Source organism: Lyngbya aestuarii BL J (assembly GCF_000478195.2).
GTDB classification, from domain to species: Bacteria; Cyanobacteriota; Cyanobacteriia; order Cyanobacteriales; family Microcoleaceae; genus Capilliphycus; species Capilliphycus aestuarii.
This window is the reverse complement of the sequence record NZ_AUZM01000415.1, coordinates 1-324: the sequence shown is the minus strand read 5'-3', so window position 1 is coordinate 324 and position 324 is coordinate 1. Positions and strand designations below refer to the sequence as shown.

Annotated in this window: 1 pseudogene; it reads left to right on the top strand. The window is 33.0% G+C overall.

Annotation, left to right across the window (positions count from 1 at the left end):
• Positions 1-324, top strand: a pseudogene (locus tag M595_RS28745) (hypothetical protein); the annotation flags it as partial.

Below are 324 nucleotides of genomic sequence, written 5' to 3'. Positions count from 1 at the left end.
TTCCGATCTTTTCTAATCTTAATAACCAACGTCAACTCGATTTTGCCATGCCAAGTCCCGCTCATATCGAACCTTTAACCGGACTTGCCAATAATAGTTTATCAGATAAAGCCCTAAGAACACTGCTAGAAATTAAAGAAAATAAAGAACAGTTAAGTGATAATCTTGAAACGTTACAAGACTGTAAACTTGCATCCTGTAATGCTATTATGTCAGTTTACGTTCAAACCTTAGTTAAAAACTATCGAGAAAATCTCCAAAGATTTGAGAGATACAGAAATAAACCTCTAGATGAAGATCAAGAAAGTGTAATTTTCTTTTATA